Source organism: Paenibacillus sp. F024 (assembly GCF_057814255.1).
Map to the genome: position 1 here is coordinate 21,992 of NZ_JBVASZ010000034.1, position 18,403 is coordinate 40,394.

The 18,403-nt window shown below is 50.2% G+C and carries 22 protein-coding genes and 1 pseudogene; 16 read left to right on the top strand and 7 right to left on the bottom strand.

All coding sequences use genetic code 11. The features are described 5' to 3' along the window. Positions 1–16: 16 nt before the first annotated feature. Positions 17–1,279 carry a DUF2515 domain-containing protein gene (locus ACZYR9_RS23060; protein WP_488980769.1) on the bottom strand — a complete coding sequence of 421 codons (1,263 nt, stop codon included), beginning with the start codon at positions 1,277–1,279 and terminating at the stop codon, positions 17–19. Between the two features lie 128 nt (positions 1,280–1,407). Here ACZYR9_RS23060 and ACZYR9_RS23065 point away from each other — a divergent pair, with 128 nt between their 5' ends. Next, positions 1,408–2,997 carry a copper amine oxidase N-terminal domain-containing protein gene (locus tag ACZYR9_RS23065; protein ID WP_488980770.1) on the top strand — a complete coding sequence of 530 codons (1,590 nt, stop codon included), beginning with the start codon at positions 1,408–1,410 and terminating at the stop codon, positions 2,995–2,997. 232 nt (positions 2,998–3,229) lie between these two features. Here the strand turns inward: ACZYR9_RS23065 and ACZYR9_RS23070 are convergent, their stop codons facing one another. After that, positions 3,230–3,436, bottom strand: coding sequence for a type II toxin-antitoxin system antitoxin (locus ACZYR9_RS23070; protein WP_488980771.1), 207 nt, complete (start codon positions 3,434–3,436; stop codon positions 3,230–3,232). Between the two features lie 8 nt (positions 3,437–3,444). Further along, positions 3,445–4,287 (bottom strand): SPFH domain-containing protein, encoded by an 843-nt coding sequence (locus ACZYR9_RS23075; RefSeq protein ID WP_488980772.1) that lies wholly within the window; start codon positions 4,285–4,287, stop codon positions 3,445–3,447. A gap of 166 nt (positions 4,288–4,453) precedes the next feature. On the opposite strand from ACZYR9_RS23075, the gene ACZYR9_RS23080 reads away from it, so the two are divergent. From ACZYR9_RS23080 to ACZYR9_RS23100, 5 genes are all read left to right on the top strand, one after another. After that, on the top strand, positions 4,454–4,831 hold the full coding sequence (locus tag ACZYR9_RS23080; RefSeq protein ID WP_488980773.1) for a thioredoxin family protein: 378 nt from the start codon (positions 4,454–4,456) through the stop codon (positions 4,829–4,831). A gap of 351 nt (positions 4,832–5,182) precedes the next feature. Next, on the top strand, positions 5,183–6,130 hold the full coding sequence (locus tag ACZYR9_RS23085) for a COX15/CtaA family protein (protein ID WP_488980774.1): 948 nt from the start codon (positions 5,183–5,185) through the stop codon (positions 6,128–6,130). Between the two features lie 53 nt (positions 6,131–6,183). Continuing rightward, entirely contained in the window at positions 6,184–7,944 is a 1,761-nt protein-coding gene (locus ACZYR9_RS23090; RefSeq protein WP_488980775.1) for a menaquinone biosynthesis decarboxylase, read from the top strand. Between the two features lie 69 nt (positions 7,945–8,013). Beyond that, positions 8,014–8,709 carry a Cthe_2314 family HEPN domain-containing protein gene (locus ACZYR9_RS23095; RefSeq protein ID WP_488980776.1) on the top strand — a complete coding sequence of 232 codons (696 nt, stop codon included), beginning with the start codon at positions 8,014–8,016 and terminating at the stop codon, positions 8,707–8,709. 77 nt (positions 8,710–8,786) lie between these two features. Beyond that, positions 8,787–9,581, top strand: a complete 795-nt coding sequence (locus tag ACZYR9_RS23100; protein WP_488980777.1) for an SDR family oxidoreductase — start codon at positions 8,787–8,789, stop codon at positions 9,579–9,581. Positions 9,582–9,633: 52 nt separating this feature from the next. Here ACZYR9_RS23100 and ACZYR9_RS23105 read toward each other — a convergent pair whose 3' ends face one another. Beyond that, positions 9,634–9,882 (bottom strand): NifU family protein, encoded by a 249-nt coding sequence (locus ACZYR9_RS23105; protein ID WP_488980778.1) that lies wholly within the window; start codon positions 9,880–9,882, stop codon positions 9,634–9,636. 79 nt (positions 9,883–9,961) lie between these two features. Here ACZYR9_RS23105 and ACZYR9_RS23110 point away from each other — a divergent pair, with 79 nt between their 5' ends. Beyond that, positions 9,962–10,216, top strand: a complete 255-nt coding sequence (locus tag ACZYR9_RS23110) for a YuzB family protein (RefSeq protein ID WP_488980779.1) — start codon at positions 9,962–9,964, stop codon at positions 10,214–10,216. Positions 10,217–10,222: 6 nt separating this feature from the next. Here the strand turns inward: ACZYR9_RS23110 and ACZYR9_RS23115 are convergent, their stop codons facing one another. Further along, positions 10,223–11,287 (bottom strand): NAD(P)/FAD-dependent oxidoreductase, encoded by a 1,065-nt coding sequence (locus ACZYR9_RS23115; RefSeq protein WP_488980780.1) that lies wholly within the window; start codon positions 11,285–11,287, stop codon positions 10,223–10,225. A gap of 28 nt (positions 11,288–11,315) precedes the next feature. Then, the gene (gene mqnE / locus ACZYR9_RS23120) at positions 11,316–12,416 is read right to left on the bottom strand and encodes an aminofutalosine synthase MqnE (protein WP_488980781.1); all 1,101 of its coding nucleotides are present in this window, start codon (positions 12,414–12,416) and stop codon (positions 11,316–11,318) included. A gap of 370 nt (positions 12,417–12,786) precedes the next feature. On the opposite strand from mqnE, the gene ACZYR9_RS23125 reads away from it, so the two are divergent. From ACZYR9_RS23125 to ACZYR9_RS23165, 9 genes and pseudogenes are all read left to right on the top strand, one after another. Beyond that, the gene (locus ACZYR9_RS23125; RefSeq protein ID WP_488980782.1) at positions 12,787–12,987 is read left to right on the top strand and encodes a Spo0E family sporulation regulatory protein-aspartic acid phosphatase; all 201 of its coding nucleotides are present in this window, start codon (positions 12,787–12,789) and stop codon (positions 12,985–12,987) included. A 103-nt stretch (positions 12,988–13,090) separates the two neighbouring features. Further along, positions 13,091–13,462, top strand: coding sequence for an iron-sulfur cluster insertion protein ErpA (gene erpA, locus ACZYR9_RS23130; protein ID WP_488980790.1), 372 nt, complete (start codon positions 13,091–13,093; stop codon positions 13,460–13,462). Between the two features lie 212 nt (positions 13,463–13,674). Further along, on the top strand, positions 13,675–14,094 hold the full coding sequence (locus tag ACZYR9_RS23135) for a hypothetical protein (protein WP_488980783.1): 420 nt from the start codon (positions 13,675–13,677) through the stop codon (positions 14,092–14,094). A 21-nt stretch (positions 14,095–14,115) separates the two neighbouring features. Next, positions 14,116–14,406 carry a hypothetical protein gene (locus ACZYR9_RS23140; RefSeq protein WP_488980784.1) on the top strand — a complete coding sequence of 97 codons (291 nt, stop codon included), beginning with the start codon at positions 14,116–14,118 and terminating at the stop codon, positions 14,404–14,406. 126 nt (positions 14,407–14,532) lie between these two features. Continuing rightward, positions 14,533–15,204, top strand: coding sequence for a 3D domain-containing protein (locus ACZYR9_RS23145; protein WP_488980785.1), 672 nt, complete (start codon positions 14,533–14,535; stop codon positions 15,202–15,204). Between the two features lie 61 nt (positions 15,205–15,265). Then, complete coding sequence (locus ACZYR9_RS23150; RefSeq protein WP_488980786.1) at positions 15,266–15,391, top strand: hypothetical protein; 126 nt, start codon at positions 15,266–15,268, stop codon at positions 15,389–15,391. Between the two features lie 149 nt (positions 15,392–15,540). Then, positions 15,541–16,260, top strand: coding sequence for a metallophosphoesterase family protein (locus ACZYR9_RS23155; RefSeq protein WP_488980787.1), 720 nt, complete (start codon positions 15,541–15,543; stop codon positions 16,258–16,260). Between the two features lie 81 nt (positions 16,261–16,341). Then, positions 16,342–16,581 (top strand): annotated as a pseudogene (locus ACZYR9_RS23160) (hypothetical protein); the annotation flags it as partial. 270 nt (positions 16,582–16,851) lie between these two features. Continuing rightward, the gene (locus ACZYR9_RS23165) at positions 16,852–17,592 is read left to right on the top strand and encodes an MBL fold metallo-hydrolase (RefSeq protein ID WP_488980788.1); all 741 of its coding nucleotides are present in this window, start codon (positions 16,852–16,854) and stop codon (positions 17,590–17,592) included. Between the two features lie 193 nt (positions 17,593–17,785). Here the strand turns inward: ACZYR9_RS23165 and ACZYR9_RS23170 are convergent, their stop codons facing one another. After that, positions 17,786–18,220, bottom strand: a complete 435-nt coding sequence (locus ACZYR9_RS23170) for an SRPBCC family protein (protein WP_488980789.1) — start codon at positions 18,218–18,220, stop codon at positions 17,786–17,788. Positions 18,221–18,403 lie beyond the last annotated feature (183 nt).

Sequence of the window (18,403 nt, forward strand, 5' to 3'; positions counted from 1 at the left end):
GAAATCATTCCAAGGATTATACAAGCAGATCTCCGGCAAGAACAGCAAGCTCAATCTTGTTGAGTCCGAAGCCGTACTCCCGCGTCATCTCGAAGGAGAAGGGCGCTTCAACGGATGTGAAGTATCGGGAGGCTTCCATATCCTGAAACCACTCACCAGGCTCCGGCGGCTCGACAGGGCAGTCTTCCCAGCTGTCGTTTAGCTTTGGACTATACAGCTGGACGGCGCCCGGGCGCAGCCGGCAGCCGTCCAGCCGCTCCTTCCATTGGCCGCGAGGCACAGGAGGCTGTTTGCGGATCGGGGCGAACAGATGAGGCCAATGATCCGCTCTCGAGCCGGTATGTCTTGTGGAGAAGGCGAATTCCTTTGCGCCTGCAAAGACGACCGGGATGCCGAACAAGATGGCATACAGCTTTTTGCCAACCTCAATCCGCTCATGCAGACTGCTGAAATTTTCCAGTATTAATCCGGCCATACGAGCTCGGCCGTTATGGATATAAGGGAAAACGACTTGATTGAGCTGCAGCAGCGATTGGGTCCGGAAAAATAGTGTCTCTATTACCGAATGGCGGTATGCGGGATTTTGGACAACGCGTTGTTCGATATGATTCTGCTCGTTAACGATTAAACCAATCGTCAGCGCAGCGGAATCTTTGCGTTCCCAAAAATGCTCCCAAACCGGACACATAAAAGCGGAGACCCCTAAATGGGGGAGCAGATGAAAGAAGGGGGATTGGCACTGCAAGCTTGCCCTGTAAAGAAGCAGCTGCGGATAAGCATCTCTGAAAATAAGCGCGTTGGCCCGCTCGAGAAAGGCGAATACCGCCTGCCGCTGCGTACCGTCGAGCAGCAGCGGCAGCAGCTCGCCCTGTAAATCGGTCATGCACCAGCCGCCGTTTCGCGAGACCATATGTGCGAGCAGTGCCCAATGCAGCTCGGGATGCTCACGGTACATATTCAAATAAGCGGCGGTACGGGTGACATTGTTCCGGTTGTGGACGTCGCGCTCCCGTTCAATCCGCTCAAGAAGCTCCTGATCGTGCGGAGCCAAAGCAGGGCTCCCTCCAGACGGGCTCGTGCTCAGCTTTCGGCGCAGACCTTTGCACAACGCCTCGACAGAAGCCGCTTCGACCTCCATCCGGTGAGCTGCGGTCAGCAGCTTTTTTTCATGTGCTGCCAAGCGCGCTTTGGCTTTGAGCCATTGCCAGGCCTCCTGGGGCAGATCGGCCAGTTTATGAAGCAGATCCAAGCCGCTCGGGCGGTAGCGTCCCCCGTTCATCTTCGTTTTGCCTCCCATGTCAGAATGGAATTTGCTTCATTTTGTAAAAAAAGTGCAACATTTTTCCATTTCATACGTATAACAGTTGGGGCTGTAATATAAAACATCCATATACCAGGAGGCATCAGATGAAAAAGAAACGCTGGAATTCCGTACTTATTCTTATGATGATTGGAGTGCTTGCCGTACTTGCAGGCTGTCAGCCGGTGGCAAACGTCGATGTAAGCAAGGCGTTCGCGAATACGTTCAACGTGAAATCGGCAGATAGCAAACAAACACTAACCGTTGAGCTGACACCTGACCCGTCGGCCGAGATGCTCCCTGAAGACAAGCGCATGTTCGATTTGTTTAGCAAGATCACGATCGATATTACCGAATCGAAAATGCAGGATCCTCTTAACGCTTCAATGAAAGGAACGCTGGGGTACTCCGGTGGAAAGATTCCTTTTGAGTTGGTCATGACCAGCACGTATTACATACTTCAGATTGAGGGCGCCAAGAAACCGCTGTTTATCCGCAATGATGCCGCAGCCTGGAACCCGGCAGGCAATCCGATGCCTCATTCCGAAGAGATGCAAAAACAGCTTCAGGAGCTGACGAAGCGGGCTGTCGATGCGATGCCGGCCTTTGGTGCGTTCTTCTCCCGCACTCTGCCAAATCCGAATACGATTACCGTTGAGGAAGTCAATGAAACCGTGAACGGCGAAAGCTTGAACCTGCAAAAGATCCACGCCGAGATTTACGGTAAGGATCTCGTTGGACTGATTAAAGGATTTTTGACGAATGTCCTTGCCGATGAGCAGGGCTTAAAGGATTTCATCGGAACGCTGTATGATGTGTATGTCCCCTTTGTGAAACAACTGATGGAAGAAGTCGGCGCGGAAACCAACGATCCTATGGCTGATTCGATCACGCCTTACTTAAATAACAAAGCGCTGGCTGTGGAATTCGCACATACCTTTATCAAAACGAATCTGGAGCAGCTGCTGGCCGATTATGATCAATCCGTGGAAGCCCTTCTCTCTTCCCAAATGGGTGTCAAGGAATGGCTGAACGGCAGTCAATCGTTCAAAATGGATATGTATATCGATAACGAGCATATGACCCGCAAATCATGGGCGGAATTGCTGCTGACGATGCCTGAAGGGCTGGGCGCACTGAAAAGCATCAAAATCACGTCAACGTCCGAGATGTGGAACATCAACCAGCCGGTGAAAATGGGCCAAATCAATACGACCGGCGGTGTAATTGATTTGAACAACAATGAATCCCGGATGACGGCCAGCAAAATCGTCGCTTCCCTGGATCCGAATTCCCAGCTGTATAAGCTTTTGAAGGACGATTTGCAAGTGACGAAGAAAGAAATCCACTTGTTTATGGATGACGAGTACGATCCCTTCCTCAGTACCAAGCCTTATAACGATCAAGGAACCGTCATGGTGCCTGCCCGCTTTGTTGCGGAAAGGCTGGATGCCGATGTGGAATGGGACGCTGCATCCCGTCAAGTGAAGGTGACGGATCATCTGAACGGAACCGTCATTCTGCTTACCATTAACAGCACTGATGCTGCGGTTAACGGGCAAGCCAAGCAGCTGGAGAAACCGGCCGTGCTCGTCGATAGCGTCACCTATATTCCTGTACGCTTCGTTTCGGAAAGTATGGGAGCCGAAGTGGAGTGGGATCAAGAGCTCCAAAGTGTTTCGATTACCCGCGATTAATCCGATGGGATCAAGCCGCATCGGTGTGCCTAATCAGGCGCATCGCATGCGGTTTTTTTATTGCAGAGAAGCCTGTATGCACAGACGCTGCAGGATTTGCGAACACCATGTGGTTACTATGCGCATGAGTTGAAAAAATATTCGCCATGTGGGCAAATTTATGGACAAATCAAGCCCCGATCTGACTCCGCCTGGGACAGATCGGGGCTTTATTGTGCATTCCTCTAACTTATCATTTCTCCCCCGTCTCGTTATCAGGTTCCTGCGGCCTGGCGACGACGGTACGGGAAGAGGGCAGCCGCCCTGTGCGGGCGGCTGCTTCCCGCAGCAAATACTCGATATGGCTGTTCACGCTGCGGAACTCGTCGGCTGCCCATCGTTCGAGCACCTCGTACAGCTTGGGATCCAGCCGCAGGGGAAAATTTTTTTTCGCGGCCATAGCTGTGCTTAATACAGGCTCCCCGTATTAATGACCGGATTGGCGGAACGGTCGGACACAATGGCGACGAGAAGATTGTTGATCATCGCCGCTTTGCGCTCTTCGTCAAACTCGATAACGCCTTCCTGCTGCAGCTGAGCGATGGCCAGCTGTACCATGCCTACAGCCCCTTCCACGATCTTGCTGCGGGCGGCTATAATGGCGGTGGCCTGCTGCCGCTGGAGCATAGCGCTTGCGATCTCCGTAGAGTAAGCCAGATGCGTCAAGCGGGCTTCCATGACTTCCACTCCGGCAACAGACAGCCGGTCCTGAAGCTCGCGGCTGAGCTCTTGGGCTACTTCCTCGGAGTTGCCGCGAAGCGAGTACCCGTTGGTCTCGAAGGTGTCATAAGGATATTTATTGGCCACATGCCGCAGGGCCGTTTCACTCTGAATTTCCACGAACTGCTCATAGTTGTCTACATCAAACGAGGCCTTGGCCGAATCGATTACGCGAAACACGACGACAGCGGCGATTTCGATCGGATTTCCCTCAATGTCGTTCACTTTCAGCTTGGCGCTGTTGAAGTTGCGAACGCGCAGCGAAACCTTCTTGCGGACCGAGAAGGGAACGGTGATCCACAATCCGCTTTCACGAATCGTACCGGCATAGCTTCCAAAGAAGGTGACCACCATGGCCTGATTGGGCTGTACGACCGTAATTGCGGAAAGCAGCGGCACGGATGCTAAGAACAGTCCAATGCCAAGCGGAATGTATTCATTGATCAAGAGAATCAGACCGAGTGCATCCAAGGCGAGGATTAGCAGCAGTCCCAGGAATCCATTGATCACCCATGCTTTTTTTTCTTTCATAAGGCACTCTCCTTAAAATGTAATTGATTTAATACTGTTTTGATATTTATATGATATCACTTTTAGGAATATATGTAAATTTCTTTTTTATGGAAAATGACGATGCTTGTTGAATGTTGACAGGAGCTTCCTCGAGTGCTATAAGTGGTATAATGCTAGCAAGCAGATGAATGATTTCGATACAAAGGCGGTGTTTTCCATGGAACACGTTACAACAGAACAAAGATTTCATGAGGTTGTCGGCGGATCAAAGCCAACAGTTGCGGTATTTAAAGCGACATGGTGCAAGGATTGCCATTTTATTGAGCCCTTTATGCCGGCAGTAGAGGAAGCTTATCAGGACCGGCTGACTTTTATTCATATTGACCGTGATGAAATGCCGGACCTCTGCTCCGAGCTGAATATTTTAGGTATCCCGAGCTTCATCGCTTTCCGCGACGGCAAGGAGCTTGTCCGCTTTGTCAGCAAGCTGCGCAAGACCCGGGAAGAAATTGAGCAGTTTCTCGACCGCGCGATTGATGTTGCAGCCGAGCTGCAGAAATAATAGGTTCTCAACCTTCCGGAAAATCGTCTCCGGAAGGTTTTTTATTGAATAAGAACACAAGAACACGCCCGAATAGGGCATATTTTCGTTTATGGAGGAACGCGGCATGGACGGATCCCGTTATCAGGCCGCATTGTTGCCATATACCGCTTACTGAGCCATAGCAACTCTGGACAATTGGGGAGAGCAAGCCGCCTTTAAGTCCTTCAGAGGGAGATCATATTTCTTCTTTCATCGCTTTGTAACATTTCCGCATGGATTTGATCTCCATTTATCGCTATAATGTAATTTGGAACGTTAGGCCTTGTCTATTACTGTCGGATTTTACGAAGAAGCGGATGTGAAGAACATATGAATATACAACGATGGCTTAAGCGACTTTCCTTTGCCAGTATGTTTGGCATGTTTCTGATTCTGTTGATGGGAGCGCTTGTGACCAAGACGGAATCCGGACGGGGCTGCGGGGATGATTGGCCGCTTTGTAACGGGCGCTTTGTCCCGGCCTATACGATTGAGTCGCTTATTGAATACAGCCATCGCTTCGTTGTGGGTATTGTCGGAATGATCCTGCTCGCGACGACGATTCTGGTGTTTTTATACAGCCATCGCAAAGACGCCAAGTGGTATGTAGGCGGAGCGATGTTTTTTACGGTGCTTCAGGCGATTCTGGGTGCGTTTGCGGTGATATGGCCGCAGTCCGCTTTGGTTATGGCTTTGCACTTCGGATTTTCACTTGTTTCCTTCGCGTTCACCTTATTGCTCTATTTGGTATTCACACGGTTTGGCGAGGCTCTGATCCGCGGAGACGGAACGCGGCTGTCGAGGGGAGCAAGGCTGTCCATATGGGGTGTCCTGGTGTACAGTTACATCGTCGTATATCTGGGGGCATTCGTACGCCATACCGAATCGGTCGGAGGCTGTATCGGCTGGCCGCTTTGTAACGGTCAGGTGATCCCCGAGATGACAGGGGGGACCGGAATCGTATTTATTCATAGGGTGGCCGCCGCGCTGCTGGGCCTTGCCATTCTTACGGTGTTTCTGATCATTCGGAAACAAGCGGAGCCGGGCAGCAGCGTTTATCAAGCGGCGCTCTGGTCTTTGATTCTTGTGATTTCCCAAATTTTAAGCGGCGGCTTCGTCACGCTCTCCATCGGATATGATGTTTATTTGGTGGCCAGCTTGCTGCACGCGCTTTTGATATCATGTTTATTCGGCATTCTATGCTATTTGTCCATCATCTCGATGCAGACGGCCGAAGACAGGACGATTCAGGCTTACGCGGCTCCAAGGCTGCCGTAAGCCTTCTTCATTCGGAGCTTGTGACCGGTATATAGAAGGGAGAATAACAATACATGAGGTTTGAAAATTTGCGTACCTTTCTGGAAGCGCTTCGTAAGGAAAATGAGCTGAAGGTGATCTCCGCGCCCGTGGATCCCTATTTGGAGCTTGCCGAGATACATAGAAGGGTGATTGACGAGGGGGGTCCCGCTCTGCTCTTTACGAATGTAAAGGGAGCATCCTTTCCCGTAGTAACGAATTTGTTCGGCACGAGCCGCAGGGTCGATCTGGCCTTCGGTCCGCGTCCCGAGCAGCTTATGAAGCAGGTTATCGGCGCCATGGACACGCTTGTGCCCCCTACGCCCAAGGCCCTCTGGCAGCAGAGGCAGCTGATTGTCGATTTGCTCAAAATCGGAACCAAAAACGTATCTTCGGATGCGGCTCCGATTCTGCAGCATTGTAAAGCGGATGCGCCTTTGGCGGGATTGCCCGTTCTGACCAGCTGGCAGGAGGACGGCGGTCCGTTCGTGACGCTGCCGCTTGTCTACACCGAGCATCCGGAGAACGGCCATCATAACCTGGGCATGTACCGAATGCAGGTGTATGACAACAAGACGACCGGGATGCACTGGCAAATTCATAAAGGCGGCGGCTTTCACTACCACGAAGCGGAAAAGCGCGGAGAGGCGCTTCCGGTCACCGTATTTTTGGGCGGACCGCCGGCCCTGATTGCATCGGCTATCGCTCCAGTGCCCGAGCATCTTCCGGAGCTTCTGCTGACATCGCTTATCGTTGGGCAAAAGCTTCCGATGGTACAAAATCCGCACGGCGGACATCGGCTGGTCGCTGAGGCCGAATTCGCCATCAGCGGCTCCGTAGCGCCGCATTTGCGCCGTCCTGAGGGACCGTTTGGCGATCACTACGGGTATTACTCGCTCACGCATGATTTTCCGGTCTTTGAAGTCAGCCACATGTGGCACCGCAAGGATGCCATTTACCCGGCTACCATCGTCGGAAAGCCGCGTCAGGAGGATTATTATCTCGGCGAATTTTTGCAGCGGCTGCTGTCTCCTGCCTTTCCGATGGCGATGCCGGGAGTCAAAGACCTTTGGACGTATGCCGAAACCGGCTTTCATCCGCTGGCTGCGGCCATTGTCCGCGACAGCTACAGCCGCGAGGCGCTGGGCTCCGCGTTTCGCATCCTGGGCGAAGGCCAGCTGACGCTGACGAAGTTTTTGATCGTTACCGATCAAAACGTAGAGCTTGAGCGCTTCCCTAAGCTGCTGGAGGCGGTGCTGGAGAGGTTCGATCCGCTTCGCGATTTGCTGATCTTCGATCATACGTCCCATGATACGCTGGACTATACGGGAGACCGCTTGAATCACGGAAGCAAGGCGGTGCTGCTTGGCGTCGGTGAGCCTCAACGCGAGCTGCCGGCCGTGTATAATGGAGGAGAGCTGCCTGGAATCCGTTCTCTTGCCGTCTACTGCCGTGGCTGTCTGGTGGTCTCCGGAGCGTCTTATGAGGAGGATCCGCTTCTTGCGCAGCGTTTGACCGAACAAGCAGGAGACCGTCTTGGCGATTGGCCGCTGGTCATCCTGGCGGACGATACCTCCATTGCGGGAGATCAGACGGCATTCCTGTGGACCGTATTTACGCGCTTTAATCCGGCGGGAGACATTTATGCCCGTACCGTGGTGAACCGCCATCACATCGGCTATCAGCTGCCGCTTGTCATTGACGCCCGGATGAAGCCGGGGTATCCTGACGAGCTGTTCCCCCGCGAGGATATCGTGGAGCTGGTGGACCGGCGCTGGAAAGAATATTTTGCCTAAAGATCATGGATCAGCCCGTATCCGGTTATACTTAGCCATACCTAATCCGTATATGGATGGAGAACTGCCATGCTAAGAGCGATATTCGGCGAGCCGCACCGCAAGGACGAAGGCCTGCTGCTGGAAGCCATTCAAGCGATCCGCAAATATTTATCCACACTGACGCCTGCCCCCGGCAAGCCGTCACAGGACCGGCGGTACATCATCTGGTGCCAAAGCTTCCTGCGCGCATTGGACGAGATGGAGCAAAGTCAATACGCCGCGGTTCGGTTCGGCGGCAGGGTAAGCAAGAGATATACCGATCAGATGTCCGCCGAGGAGCTTGATGATTATCATCGGCATATCTATTATTACAACAATGCTCTGATCCGTGTGTTTGCGGTATTGGACAAGCTCGGGCATTTCATGAACGAGCGCCTCGCCCTGCATACGGAAAGGGTCAAATCGCGGTTTTCTTACTTTACCGTGCTCCGTCATATGCACAAGGAGAAGCTGTTTGCGGATCTGGAACAGAGACTTTATGAGTTGAAAATGAAATATAACGAACCGCTTTCCCGATTGCGAAACCAGCGAAACATGGAAATCCACACCATGAATGCGGATTTGCTGGATGAGCTGATGAAGGCGGCCGAAGCCAAATATGGCGAGCAGGTAAGAATCGGAACGGAAGATATACAGGCTGATCTTCATGATTTGGAGCAAGGGTGCCAGATGACGTTTCGTGCGGTAGCCGAGGTATTTCGTTATGTGCACCGCCTCCCTTAAGAGTTGAATCGAATTCCGGCATCCACTATACTTTGATGTAGTAAGGTAACGCAAGATGAAGCCGGGAGGAACCGAGCATGGAGCAGCAGCGGAAAACCGCACTCATCACCGGAAGCGCCAAAGGGCTCGGCAAAATGACCGCACTCCTGCTGGCCGATCAAGGGTTTGATATCATTGTAAATTATGTGAACAGCAAGCAGGAGGCCGAGGAGCTTTGTGAGCGGATCCGGCGCAAGGGCGTAAGCTGCGAAGCCATTCAAGCAAGCGTAGCCCGCGAGGACGACAGGGAGCGGCTTGTGGACGAGGCTGTTCGCCGCTTCGGATCGATTGATATTCTTATTAATAATGCGGGACCGTTCATTCGTGAACGAAGGCTGTTTCGGGAGTACAAGCCCAAGGAAATTCTCGATTTAATGCAGGGCAATTTGCTCGGGGTCATGCATCTGGACCATATGGTCATTCCCATGATGCGAAGCAAGCAGTGGGGCCGCATTATTCACTTTGGCTTCGGCCATGCGGCGGAAGCCCGCGGCTGGCCCCATCGGGCCGCGTACGCCGCGGCAAAGGTGGGTCTTGTATCATTCACCAAGACACTCGCAGTCGAAGAGGCGGCAAGTGGAATTACGGTCAACATGATTTGTCCGGGTGATATCGTTGGCGACAATAAGGAACGTATGATCCACGAGGTGGAGCACATCCATGATGACGAAGCGCCGCGGGGCAGGCCGGGAACCGGAGAGGACATCGCCCGCGTGATCGCCTTTTTGTGCGAGGGGCGCTCCGATTTCATCACAGGCAATATCATGGATATTTCCGGAGGCTTGGATCCGATTCGCGCGATCACCGGCAGCGGCATAGCCAAAAAGCCCTGAAAACCCGCATTCCGCGGGATTCAGGGCTTTTTGGCTTGATGGGATCAAGTGGTTAGAATACTTGTACGACTTCTTGTACGCCTTCAACCTCTTCCAAGAGGGCGCGTTCGATCCCGGCCTTCAGAGTAATGGTGGAGCTTGGGCAGCTGCCGCAGGCCCCCATGAGCTTCAGCTTCACGATACCATCCTCCACATCAACCAGCTCTACGTCGCCTCCGTCACGTTGAAGAAACGGACGCAGTTTATCTAGAACCTCAAGCACCTCATCGTACATCGTACTTTGTTGAGTACTTTCGCTCATTTGCATCATCTCCCTTCTTATCTTATTATAGTACAATCAACGAAAAATGAAAATGGCTGCAAGGCGGTGTTACCTTCCTATGAGACCTATTATTGAATTTTGTACAAATAATATGCATCACGGCACGGATAAGCTGTTCAAAAAACTGGAGCAGAACCCCGAATATGACGTGATTGAATACGGCTGTCTGGGCAACTGCGGGGAATGCTATATTTTACCGTTTGCGCTCGTTAACGGCGAGATTGTCGCCGCTTCAACGGCCGATGGGCTGGAGCAGGCCATTATGGATAAAATAAAGGAGATCGAAGCCATGTTCGATCTCCTTGGTGAATAAATACAGCTATCCGAAATGCCTCTTGGACATCCAAAGCACGCCGGATTTGATGGCGCGGGGCATCTTTCCCACCATGATGGTCCGCTTGCCCATCAGGCCGAAGCCCGCTTTTTTGCCAAGCGACCCGAGAACTCCCTTGAGCTTGATTTTGCCGAGCCGGGGAGTTTCGTTTTTCCATACCGCTTGAAGCACCTGCGCCACCTGCTCGCCTTGCGCTTCTGCAGCTTGTCCGCTAGGTGAGAAGGGAAGCGCGGCACAGTCCCCTACAACGTAAATTTCGTTATAATCCGGCAGCTGGTGGTATTCGTTGATGATCAGACGACCTTGTGCATCTTTGGGCAGATTCAGGTTTTGCACAATCGGGCTTGGTTGAATGCCGGCAGTCCAGACGGTCAAATCGGTGTGAATGATTTCCTGCTGGTTGTACAGCATGCCGCCTTCCAAGCGGGCCAGCGAAATATGCGGGCGCAGCTCGATATCATGCTCGAGCATCCATTCACGGACATACTTCCGCAGCTTCTCCGGAAAGGGCGACAAAATGCTTGCGCCGCGATCCAGGATTCGGATGTTCAGATCGGGCCGGCTCTCGCGAAGCTCCGCAGCGATTTCAACACCGCTGAGCCCGCCGCCGACGATGGTCACCTGGCCGTAAGGAGCGATGTCGTTGGCTTGCTGGTACGTTTTACGGGTGGAGGACAGCGTCTGGATACTGTGCGAGAATGCTTCGGCTCCCGGAATGCCATGATACCGGTCGACACAGCCAAGTGCGATCACCAGCCAGTCGTAGGACAATGTCTCATCGTTTGCAAACCGGACTTCCTTTTGCTCCGGATGAACGGAGACCACTTCCCCATATTTCAGGATAAGCCGGGGATCAACCGGGAACTGTACCCGAATGTCGCGATCCGATACAGTACCCGCCGCCAGGGCATAGTACTCCGTTTTGAGCCCTTGATAAGGCATCCGATCCACCAAAATCATAACCGTGTCCGATGGCAATTCCTTATTGAGCAGTTCTTTGGCTAAGGTTAATCCACCATAGCCTCCGCCCAAAATCACAAGTTTTTTCATACAACGGCAAACCCTTTCTATGGCCTAATTAATAAACCTTGATCTCATTATAAAAAGTATCCCGCTCTACAGGAATACGTCCTGCCCCTTTGATCAGCCATACAAGCTCATCACGGGTCATCCCTTTAGGAGACAACGCACCGGCCGAATGGCTGATCCGTTCTTGAATGATCGTACCGTGAGCATCGGATGCGCCGAACGTGAAGGCGAGCTGAGTAAGCTGTGTTCCAAGATTGATGAAATAAGCTTTCACATGCTGAATATTGTCGAGCATTAGTCGGCTGATAGCGATGGTCTTGAGATTGTCATACGCGGACACCCGCTGTTTCAGCCCTGCATTGACACTGGCCGGCTGTACGGAATTCGGTATAAATACCATAAAGCCTCCGGTTTCATCCTGCAGCTCGCGCAAATACATCAAGTGACGGATGCGTTCCTCGAACGTCTCGATCGATCCGAAGAGCATGGTGGCATGTGTCTTCATTCCGAGCTGGTGCGCGGTGCGGTGCACTTCAAGCCACTGCTCGGTCGATGCTTTGTCGACAAGATGCATTTTTTTGCGGTACCTCTCGGATAAAATTTCCGCGCCGCCTCCGGGCATCGTACCCAATCCCGCATCGATGAGCGTTTGCAGTACTTCCTTATAGCTTAACCCGCTGAGCCGGGAAAAAAACTCGATTTCCGCAGCGGTATGAGCCTTGATCGTTACATTCGGGTAACGCTCCTTCAATGCGCGGATGCTGTCCACATAATATTGAAACGGAACGTTCGGATTATGACCGCCGGTAATGTGAAACTCGCGAAGACCCGGATGAATGTGCTGGTCCACATATTCATACATCTGCTCCGGAGTCAATGTGTAGGCCCCTTCTTCTCCTTCATCGCGGCGGAAATGGCAGAACGCGCAGTGTTCCTCGCATACGTTGGTAAAGTACAGGCTCATGTTGTCGACGAAATAAACCTTATTTCCGTTCTTGCGCAGATTGACCTTATTGGCCAGTTGGCCAACAGCGAGCAAATCGTCGGATTCGTATAAGTATACGCCGTCCTCCAGGCTTAAGCGCTCACCGTGCTCCACTTTTTCAGCGATTTCAGCCATGCGCTGCTCGTGATTTGTTGTGATGCTCATCGTTGCACCTCCGTAAACTGTTTAGGCGCCCCGGCCGGAGAGCCTGGGACGCGCTGGTTTTTTAATGCCCGTCATCATGAAGTAGGAAAGACTATACAATAAGAGTCATATATGGAAGCGCCGAAGTCTCCAATGACCGAAATGAAATAAACAATCTTTTATATTATAAACCTACTATACAAGCGGGGCAACATATGATTAAATTGAAAACGCATTCGCTGCGTTCATCATAATATAATCATAAGGAATCCATTGATAAAATCAGTTGAATGTGTATAATGTATACATTGCCTTATTTTCTTTTTTCTGTAATTCTGTAATATGCAATATACTTTATGTATTGTAGATCTTATGGGGCGGTGTAACGACAGTGTTGGTTTCTGGTGTTTCCGATAACCAATCGGTGATCGCCAGCGAAATTGAAGAGGTTCGCGGGCGCTTGGTCAGCTTAGGTGTTCAATTTGGTTTGATGCATCCGGAAGTGCAGAGATGCAGTCAGCAGTTGGATGAATTATTGGTGCGTTTTTATCACTTAAAGCTCAACGGCACGGCCAAAGCTCCTTCTTTATAGGCAACATTGTCATACATGCATAACCTGTCCTTGAGGTACGGGACCGGAAGGAGTATACTTTAGGTAGAAAGATCATTTTTTTACGTAAGGGAGGCAATACATGATGATTACCATTAGCGAAAGTGCTTGCGATAAAATTAAGGAAATGCTGGCGGCGGAGGAAGCATCGAACCTGTTCCTGCGCGTCGGGGTAAAATCGGGCGGCTGCAGCGGCTTCTCCTACGGCATGGGATTTGACGACAACCAGCAGCAGGACGATAAGGTCATGGATATTAACGGCCTCAAGGTCGTCGTTGACGAAGAAAGCGCCAAGTACCTTTACGGTGTACAGATCGATTTCGAGGATGCCGGTATGGGCGGCGGCTTTACCATTCACAACCCGAACGCGGTTGCTACCTGCGGCTGCGGCTCTTCCTTCAAAGTGAAGGACGAAGAGGGGACACCAGAGAAGTGCGACGATAAAGTCGAGGCTTAATGCGGCTTGACGCGCGGATATTGGACGTGTATCCGGGTTTTGTAAAACGGCCTTCTGACGGATGTTCTTACGGGAACATTACGTTAGGAGGCTTTTTATATCCAGGCGATTATACATAAAAAATGAAACATCCAGAGATTTCCCGCGTCTAAGGTTATAGAGAGAGAAAAAGAGAAAAATCAATGCTTCTCGGAAGGGCAAGGAGGAAACAAATGAAAAAATCAAGGGTCCTTTTAATGTCGATGTTGGCCGTGGCCATCCTAAGCGGCTGCGGGCAAACCAGCTCCACCGGGAGTGATACCGCTGTCCCTTCAAGTACGCCGCCGTCTGCTGACGCAGAGCAAAAAAATACGGATGCCAGCACATCCGCTCCAAAGAGCAGTCCGTCTGCTGGGGGAACGGAACATCAACACGAAGGTAAAGGACAAGCGACCTCTCCAGCAAGCACTCAATCTGCTTCGGAACCAAATAAGGCGGAGGCCGGTAAAGCAGGCTCATCCGTGATTACACAATCAACGAAGGGCACAGATGCCGGCACATCTAACGCCGGCGCATCAACGAAGCCGTCCAAGGAGACTTCGGCAGGCCAAAAAGGTAAGGCTGATGCGGGTTACATTAAGCAAAACCTGTAAATCGGCATGTCCCAGGACGAAGTGAAAAAACGTTTGGGTTCAAACTATACGGAAGTAACCAACGCGATGGACGGCAATATAATGTGGCGTTATGATCTAGGAACAAAGCAGGGATACGACTTCCAGGACACAATGGATTCCGTAGATATGACGGGGCTGCAGAACGGCTCGGTGGCCATTCAATTGTTTATTGACTGGTCCGAAGAGAATACGGTGAATCACTATTCTTTCCTCTATCAGAAGGATGGCAAAATCCAAGAGTACCGGGTCTTCGAAGACGGTCATGTAAAAGAAAGCATCGTTCAGGAATAATCGAATCATTCGGAATTGGAGGACCTGTTTGGGGTCCTTTTTTTTTATGCGTTTCTTTTTCCCCTATGTATAGATTGGTTCACATATGGACAGCCTCCTATATTAAGGGGAGGTTTAACAACACATATGTTAACGAAAACCGCAAGCCATGCCAAATGGATAATTCTCATCACTTTGATGGTATCCGTATTGCTGTGGTTTGGACAAGATTCAAGGCAGTCCGCATCGCTTCATAGCTCGAGCGTTCCACCTGAACCAATCAACAGCGTTTCCGTCCCGGTGTCCGGCTTTAGCCGAACCGCCAACGCATCGGGGAGCCCGAAAGGAGAATCCAAGCCGGTTTCAACCCAATCGGGTCAAGATCAGCAAGCCCGGAATTACAAGGTATTCCCGCATCCGGGACAGGATCTATCAAAATACAGGGCCGTGGAAGTGACCGCAACAGGATATTCCGCAGGCAAGGAGTCCACGGGCAAAAGCCCGGGTCATCCCGAATATGGCGTTACGTTTTCAGGGATGATGGTGGCTCGGGATGTTCAGTCCCTTTCGACGATCGCCGCAGACCCCAAAGTATTCCCTATCGGTACGGTTCTCTACATTCCCGGCTACGGTTACGGAGTTGTAGCGGATACGGGCAGCGCAATTAAAGGAAACCGGATCGATTTATACTTTGAAACAAAAGATCAGGTTTATCAGGAGTGGGGCAAAAAGACATTGAACGTGTTTGTGGTCAAAAAGGGGAACGGCAAGATAAATCAAACCCTTTGGAATCAATTAAAACAAGAGCTGCTGTATTAAGCTTCCATTATAAATCCCTTCCGATCCACTCACAATAAGGAGTGCAGGGGAGGTGAGATCCATGGCTAAAAGCAATAACAAAATGAAAAATGACTCGCAATTTGCCGAGGAAGTCGTTGAAAATAATGTAAAGCGGGCGGCCCAGAATAATCCGAATGAGGGCGCGGCTAAAAACGCGAGAAGATAATACAGGGTAAAAAACAATGGAGTGCAAACGGGGAACCGGTTGACACTCCATTTTTGTCGGACATGAGCCTTTCCAGACCGGCCTTTTGTAGATTAAAATCAAGGTAGAGACCATAGTCATAGGTTTTTACTTTGAGGAGGTTAAGTTGAATGAAAATCGCTTTTATTTCGGATATCCATGGCAATGCCACAGCTCTCGATGCGGTTCTCGCTGACATCAAGAACAAAGGAATAGATAAAATTTATGTGATGGGCGATCTTTGTTACCGGGGGCCGGAGCCTGGACGTTCCCTTGATTTGGTGCGTTCGCTCCATACGGAAGTGATCAAGGGGAATGCGGATGAATGGGTGGTTCGCGGTGTCCGGGAAGGAGAAGTTCCTGAGAAAGCTTTAGATATGATGAATCTGGAGCGTCAATGGACGGTTTCCCAATTGGCGGCGGAAGATATTGATTATTTGGCCGGCCTGCCCGAAGAAATCCATTGTGAGATGAATGGAACCGTAATCCACGGATTCCACGCGACACCGGACAGCTTATTTGAAGCGGTTCTTCCTCATGCGGAGGATACCGTATTGGAGGAACGCTTGATGAAGTCTGCCGGTGCCCGGGTCTATGTCTACGCTCATATTCACAGACCATACATAAGGGTTGTCAATGGAAAGGTGATCATGAATACCGGAAGCGTAGGTCTGCCGTTTGACGGCTTGGTCAAAGCATCATACGGTGTGGTTGAGGTGGTGGACGGTCATTTGAGAGCCTCGATCGAACGGGTCGGTTATGATACGGAAAAAGTGGTAGAGCTTTATAAAAGCGTTGACTATCCCAATGCCGAAATGATGATTCGGATTATAAGGAATGCTAAAGTGTAGATTATTTCGGGGGAGATGACTTCGACGGAGAGAGACTCCATCCCGTATTTATACGAGCACCGGGACGCAAACGAAACGAAACAAAACAGCGTCTCGAACATTTCCGCCGAACAGCTGCACATTACGTACGTCACGAACGTTTATCCGATGTTTTACTTGACGAAAGCGGCGCTTCCCTATCTGATGCCGGGCAGCACGATTGTTAATACAGCTTCGATTACCGCATATACCCCGATGAAACGGGCGGGTCAGCCGTTTGAGCTGGCCCCGGCTTACGTGCTTCTGGCATCCGATGATTCCAGTTATGTAACCGGGAGCGTCCCATTAGAACCTGACCATAAAAGCAACGCTAACCGGATAGGCGGCACCAGCAATTTTAAAGTATGGCTCTACAAAAGGAATGCAATTGTGTATTCCCATATGCCGATAAAGAAGAAAAAATGGGTCTCCAGCAGCAGAGGCTTTTGTCCAAAAAAACATATTGACAAAAATATTTTTATGTGGTATAATAATTATTTTTTTATTGTGATTTATCCTCCGAAGTGGTAGATTATTGAGGTGAAGCCTTCGCATGAATAAGGAGGAGTGCAAATGAGAATATCCAATGGATTAGCGATGTTGGAATTGAAGGTTCAGGGTTTTGGTTTACATCCCACACTCATCTGGAATGAGGAAATGGCTGTTTTAATGGATACGGGTATGCCTGGACAAGGGGAACAAATACGTTCCGCCATGAATGAAGTCGGAGTCTCCTTAGATCAATTGAAAGCAATTATTCTAACCCATCAGGATTTAGACCATATAGGAGGCCTTCCGGAAATACTGGAGCAATCCGCTAATCCTATCGAAGTGTATGCACACAAGCTGGATCAACCCTATATTGAAGGGTCGCTGCCTCTCATGAAAACAGACCCTGATCGGATGAGTAAAGAAGCCTGGGAATGCTTGCCGGAACAAATGAAATTCTTGTATAAGAATCCGCCAAAATCAAAGGTGCACAAGACATTAGAGGACGGTCAGGAGCTTCCCTTCTGCGGCGGTATCCAGGTCATCTTTACTCCGGGTCATACACCTGGTCATATTAGTCTCTATCTGAAGCAGAGCAAAACTCTGGTTGCAGGAGATGCGATAATTTTTGCGGGCGGTATTTTGCGGGAGCCTGTGCAGCAAGCCACATGGGATATGGAAACTGCGCTGCAATCTTTAAGGAAATTTTCGGACCTGGATGTGGAGGCAGTCATTTGTTATCACGGGGGATTGTGTAATATCAAGGCGACAGAACAGCTTGAAGATTTAATTGTGAGAGCAACCGGTACATTCGAAAATAAATAACCTATACCCACTTTCAAAAAGACTTAAATAAAGAACAATGAAGAGGACTGAAGACCCTCAGTATGGCCAAGTGATATGTCCATGGGATGAATATCTTCGACCGGAATTCGTGTCGGAATACCTTTTAAAGTTTATGGATTCCTGTTTTAAAGCATAAAAAAACCTTCCGATAAGGAAGGTTTACTATTTTTTTCTACATCTCTGCAGAAGTTTCACTATATTGTTTGAAATTGTCCAGAAACGCCTGCCAGCCTGCTTTTTGCTGCTCAAGGGTATGGGTTTCTTCTGCTTCAAAAGATTCAATGATCTTAGTGTCGTTTTCTTGACGAATAAAAGTGATCTCAACTTTTCTTCCGTCTCCAAGAGTATAAGAGATAAATTCATTGATACGCACTTCATCATACACTCCGCTAAAATCAAATCCGAAGCTTCTATCCTTTGCTTCCATTCTTGTAAGAAATGCTCCGCCAGCCCTTAAATCATTTTCGGCATGAGGTGCATGCCAGTCCCCGGAAGCAAAACTCCATTTCGTTATATGCTGCGGCTCTGTCCAATAGCTCCACACGTTGTCAACCGGTGCATGAACTGTCGTTTCTACCGTTATGATTTCTTTATCACCTGTATCCATTCTACTTACCGCCTCCACTCTATTAAATTTGGAATCATAGATAATTATACCGCTAAGCTCCCTCGAAATGATTTGGTTTTCTCACTCAGACTCATGAATTCGCAGGATTTCACCTTTAGTTTAGCGCGAGATAAGAAGGGAACAGAGGAGCCGGTAGCTTGGAACAACTGAAAGGGCATGCAG

Excerpts from the sequence above, each read along its gene's own strand:
- ACZYR9_RS23080 (WP_488980773.1), top strand. The coding sequence starts at position 4,454 with ATGAATGATTTCGATACAAAGGCGGTGTTTTCCATGGAACACGTTACA.
- ACZYR9_RS23105 (WP_488980778.1), bottom strand. The coding sequence starts at position 9,882 with ATGAGCGAAAGTACTCAACAAAGTACGATGTACGATGAGGTGCTTGAG.
- ACZYR9_RS23090 (WP_488980775.1), top strand. The coding sequence starts at position 6,184 with ATGAGGTTTGAAAATTTGCGTACCTTTCTGGAAGCGCTTCGTAAGGAA.
- erpA (WP_488980790.1), top strand. The coding sequence starts at position 13,091 with ATGATTACCATTAGCGAAAGTGCTTGCGATAAAATTAAGGAAATGCTG.
- ACZYR9_RS23075 (WP_488980772.1), bottom strand. The coding sequence starts at position 4,287 with ATGAAAGAAAAAAAAGCATGGGTGATCAATGGATTCCTGGGACTGCTG.
- ACZYR9_RS23170 (WP_488980789.1), bottom strand. The coding sequence starts at position 18,220 with ATGGATACAGGTGATAAAGAAATCATAACGGTAGAAACGACAGTTCAT.
- ACZYR9_RS23095 (WP_488980776.1), top strand. The coding sequence starts at position 8,014 with ATGCTAAGAGCGATATTCGGCGAGCCGCACCGCAAGGACGAAGGCCTG.
- ACZYR9_RS23135 (WP_488980783.1), top strand. The coding sequence starts at position 13,675 with ATGAAAAAATCAAGGGTCCTTTTAATGTCGATGTTGGCCGTGGCCATC.
- ACZYR9_RS23155 (WP_488980787.1), top strand. The coding sequence starts at position 15,541 with ATGAAAATCGCTTTTATTTCGGATATCCATGGCAATGCCACAGCTCTC.
- ACZYR9_RS23070 (WP_488980771.1), bottom strand. The coding sequence starts at position 3,436 with ATGGCCGCGAAAAAAAATTTTCCCCTGCGGCTGGATCCCAAGCTGTAC.
- ACZYR9_RS23150 (WP_488980786.1), top strand. The coding sequence starts at position 15,266 with ATGGCTAAAAGCAATAACAAAATGAAAAATGACTCGCAATTTGCCGAG.
- ACZYR9_RS23145 (WP_488980785.1), top strand. The coding sequence starts at position 14,533 with ATGTTAACGAAAACCGCAAGCCATGCCAAATGGATAATTCTCATCACT.
- ACZYR9_RS23085 (WP_488980774.1), top strand. The coding sequence starts at position 5,183 with ATGAATATACAACGATGGCTTAAGCGACTTTCCTTTGCCAGTATGTTT.
- ACZYR9_RS23110 (WP_488980779.1), top strand. The coding sequence starts at position 9,962 with ATGAGACCTATTATTGAATTTTGTACAAATAATATGCATCACGGCACG.
- ACZYR9_RS23165 (WP_488980788.1), top strand. The coding sequence starts at position 16,852 with ATGAGAATATCCAATGGATTAGCGATGTTGGAATTGAAGGTTCAGGGT.
- mqnE (WP_488980781.1), bottom strand. The coding sequence starts at position 12,416 with ATGAGCATCACAACAAATCACGAGCAGCGCATGGCTGAAATCGCTGAA.
- ACZYR9_RS23115 (WP_488980780.1), bottom strand. The coding sequence starts at position 11,287 with ATGAAAAAACTTGTGATTTTGGGCGGAGGCTATGGTGGATTAACCTTA.
- ACZYR9_RS23100 (WP_488980777.1), top strand. The coding sequence starts at position 8,787 with ATGGAGCAGCAGCGGAAAACCGCACTCATCACCGGAAGCGCCAAAGGG.
- ACZYR9_RS23065 (WP_488980770.1), top strand. The coding sequence starts at position 1,408 with ATGAAAAAGAAACGCTGGAATTCCGTACTTATTCTTATGATGATTGGA.
- ACZYR9_RS23060 (WP_488980769.1), bottom strand. The coding sequence starts at position 1,279 with ATGAACGGGGGACGCTACCGCCCGAGCGGCTTGGATCTGCTTCATAAA.